This window comes from Kitasatospora sp. NPDC058492 (genome assembly GCF_042720685.1).
Taxonomy (GTDB): domain Bacteria; phylum Actinomycetota; class Actinomycetes; order Streptomycetales; family Streptomycetaceae; genus Kitasatospora.
Window position 1 is genome coordinate 1 of the sequence record NZ_JBHXMU010000135.1, and the last position, 2,833, is coordinate 2,833.

Annotated in this window: 3 protein-coding genes; all 3 read left to right on the forward strand. The window is 72.3% G+C overall.

Annotated features, from left to right (window positions below):
* Positions 1 to 96: 96 nt before the first annotated feature.
* The 3 genes from ACFWPI_RS39345 to ACFWPI_RS39355 all read left to right on the forward strand — a co-directional run bounded on the left by ACFWPI_RS39345 (position 97) and on the right by ACFWPI_RS39355 (position 2,727).
* Positions 97 to 1,269 carry an MFS transporter gene (locus ACFWPI_RS39345; protein WP_380425380.1) on the forward strand — a complete coding sequence of 391 codons (1,173 nt, stop codon included), beginning with the start codon at positions 97 to 99 and terminating at the stop codon, positions 1,267 to 1,269.
* A 53-nt stretch (positions 1,270 to 1,322) separates the two neighbouring features.
* Positions 1,323 to 1,742: a heme-binding protein gene (locus ACFWPI_RS39350; RefSeq protein WP_063351790.1), complete on the forward strand. Its 420-nt coding sequence runs from the start codon at positions 1,323 to 1,325 to the stop codon at positions 1,740 to 1,742.
* Between the two features lie 154 nt (positions 1,743 to 1,896).
* A complete protein-coding gene (locus ACFWPI_RS39355) occupies positions 1,897 to 2,727 on the forward strand; it encodes an aldo/keto reductase (RefSeq protein ID WP_380381075.1) in 831 nt (276 codons plus the stop codon).
* Positions 2,728 to 2,833: the final 106 nt, after the last annotated feature.

A 2,833-nucleotide genomic window follows, 5' to 3' on the forward strand; every position in this document is an offset into this window, starting at 1 on the left:
TCGCCGCGAAGCTTCTCGATATCCCCCAAATCCACGCCGACAGGATGCCCGACCCGAAGACCAAGATCAAGTTAAGTTAACGAAGTACTACTAGCCCTGGCCATCGGGGCTTTCGGGATCGGTACGACCGAGTTCGTGGTCATGGGCCTGCTGCCCGAGATCGCCGGCGACTACGGAGTGTCCATCCCCTCCGCCGGGCTCCTGGTCACCGGTTACGCGATCGGCGTCGTCATCGGCGCCCCGCTGATGACGGTGCTCGGCACCCGGATCGGCCGCAAGACGATGCTCATGATCCTCATGGGCCTGTTCGTGGCGGGGAACCTGCTCTCCGCCGTGGCGCCGACCATGGGAGTGATGCTCGCCGGTCGCATCGTGACCTCCCTCGCCCACGGCGCGTTCTTCGGCATCGGCTCGGTGGTCGCCGCCGACCTCGTGGCCCCCGACAGGAAGGCCGGCGCCATCGCCACGATGTTCACCGGCCTCACCGTCGCCAACATCGTCGGCGTGCCGCTGGGTACCTTCATCGGCCAGGCCGTCGGCTGGCGCGTCACCTTCGCCGGCGTCGCCGCGCTCGGCGTGGTCGGCCTGCTCGGCATCGCCAAGCTCGTTCCCGCCCTGCCCCGCCCCGAGGGCGCCCACCTGCGCCGCGAGCTCACGGCGTTCCGCAACCCGCAGGTCCTGCTCGCCATGGCGATGACCGTCCTCGGCTTCGGCGGTGTCTTCGCGGCGATCACCTACATCGCGCCGATGATGACCCGCGTCGCCGGCTACTCGGACGGCGCCGTCACCTGGCTGCTGGTCCTGTTCGGTGTCGGGATGTTCCTCGGCAACCTGCTCGGCGGCAGGTTCGCCGACCGCAAGCTGATGCCGATGCTCTACGCCTCCCTCGGCGGACTCGCCGTCGTGCTGGCCCTGTTCACCCTCACCGCGCACAACAAGATCCTCGCCGCGGTCTCCATCCTGCTCGTCGGGGCGCTCGGCTTCGCCACCGTCCCGCCACTGCAGAAGCGGGTCCTCGACCAGGCGCACGGCGCGCCCACCCTGGCCTCCGCCGTCAACATCGGCGCCTTCAACCTCGGCAACGCCCTCGCCGCCTGGCTCGGCGGCCAGGTGATCGCGGTCGGCCTCGGCTACACCGCCCCGAACTGGGTCGGCGCGCTGCTCGCCGGAGCCGCGCTCCTGCTGGCCGTCTGGTCCGCCGTCCTGGAGCGCCGCACCCCCGTACGGGAGGGCGTCGTCACCGCCGCTCCCGTCCCCGTCCACCACTGACCGTCCCTCTCCCCAGTTCCCCTCTCCCCGTTCCTTCCAGGAGTAGCGCCACCATGAGCACCACCCTCACCCCGCTGACCACCGCCGACGCCGAGACCCTCGTCGCCGCCGCCCGCCGCGCCGCCCAGGCGGCCGGGGTCGCGGTCAGCGTCACCGTCCTGGACGCGGGCGGTCACCTGCTCGCCTTCCTCCGCGACGACAGCGCCGTGCTGATCTCCGGGGAGACCAGCACCCGCAAGGCGTACACCGCCCTCCAGCTGGGCGCCCCCACCGCCGACCTGGTCGACCTCGTCAAGCCGGACGGACCGTTCCACACCCTGGCCACCGCGCTCGACCGGCCGCTCCTCTTCATCGCCGGTGGCGTCCCGATCCACCGCGACGGCAAGCTCGTCGGCGCCATCGGCCTCGGCGGCGGCGCCCCGGAGCAGGACCACTCCTTCGCCACCGCCGCGCTGGCGGAACTCGCCCGGTGACCCGCACACCGCAGGAGGTCCTCGCCGACCACGGGCGACGCCTGGGCGCCGGGGGCCTCGACCACATCGCCGGGAACCACACCGAGGACTCATCAGCGCCCAGACCGTCCGCCACACCCTCACCGACCTCCCCCGCTGAATGGAAGCACGCACCATGAACAACCCCACCGTCCCCACCGTGAAGCTCAACAACGGCGTCGAGATCCCCCAGCTCGGCTTCGGCGTCTTCCAGGTCCCCGACGCCGAGACCACCGCCGCCGTCGCCTCCGCCCTGGAGGCCGGCTACCGCAGCATCGACACCGCCGCGATCTACGGCAACGAGACCGGCGTCGGCCGCGCCCTGGCCGCCTCCGGCCTGCCGCGCGAGGACCTGTTCGTCACCACCAAGCTGTGGAACGCCGACCAGGGCTACGACGCCACCCTGCGCGCCTTCGACGCCGGCCTCGCCAAGCTCGGCCTCGAGTACCTCGACCTGTACCTGATCCACTGGCCCACCCCGGCCCGCGACCTCTACCTGGACTCCTGGCGCGCCGTCGAGCGCCTCGCCTCCGAGGGCCGCATCCGCGCCGCGGGCGTCTCCAACTTCCAGCCCGCCCACCTCCAGCGCCTGCTGGACGAAAGCCGGTTGGTGCCCGCCGTGAACCAGGTCGAGCTGCACCCCGGCCTCCAGCAGGCCGAGCTGCGCGCCTTCCACACCGAGCACGGCATCGCCACCGAGGCGTGGAGCCCGCTCGCCCAGGGCGCCGTCCTGGACGACCCGGCGATCACCGCGATCGCCGCCCGCGCCGGCAAGTCCGCCGCCCAGGTGGTCCTGCGCTGGCACCTCCAGCTCGGCAACATCGTCATCCCGAAGTCCGTCACCCCGGCGCGCATCCGCCAGAACCTGGACGTCTTCGACTTCCAGCTGACCGACGAGGACATGGCCGCCATCGCCGCCACCGACCGCGACCTGCGGACCGGCCCGCACCCGGACCAGTTCAACTGACCGGGCCCCCCCCCCCCGAAGCCCCCAGCCGGGCGGCCCCGCCCCGCCCGCCCCCCGCCGGCGTAGCCCCGTACCCCCCCCCAGAGGGCCCGATGAACCCGAGGAC

What these genes read in the sequence shown, in the direction of transcription:
- ACFWPI_RS39350 (WP_063351790.1), top strand. Translation starts at nt 1,323, where the DNA reads ATGAGCACCACCCTCACCCCGCTGACCACCGCCGACGCCGAGACCCTC.
- ACFWPI_RS39355 (WP_380381075.1), top strand. Translation starts at nt 1,897, where the DNA reads ATGAACAACCCCACCGTCCCCACCGTGAAGCTCAACAACGGCGTCGAG.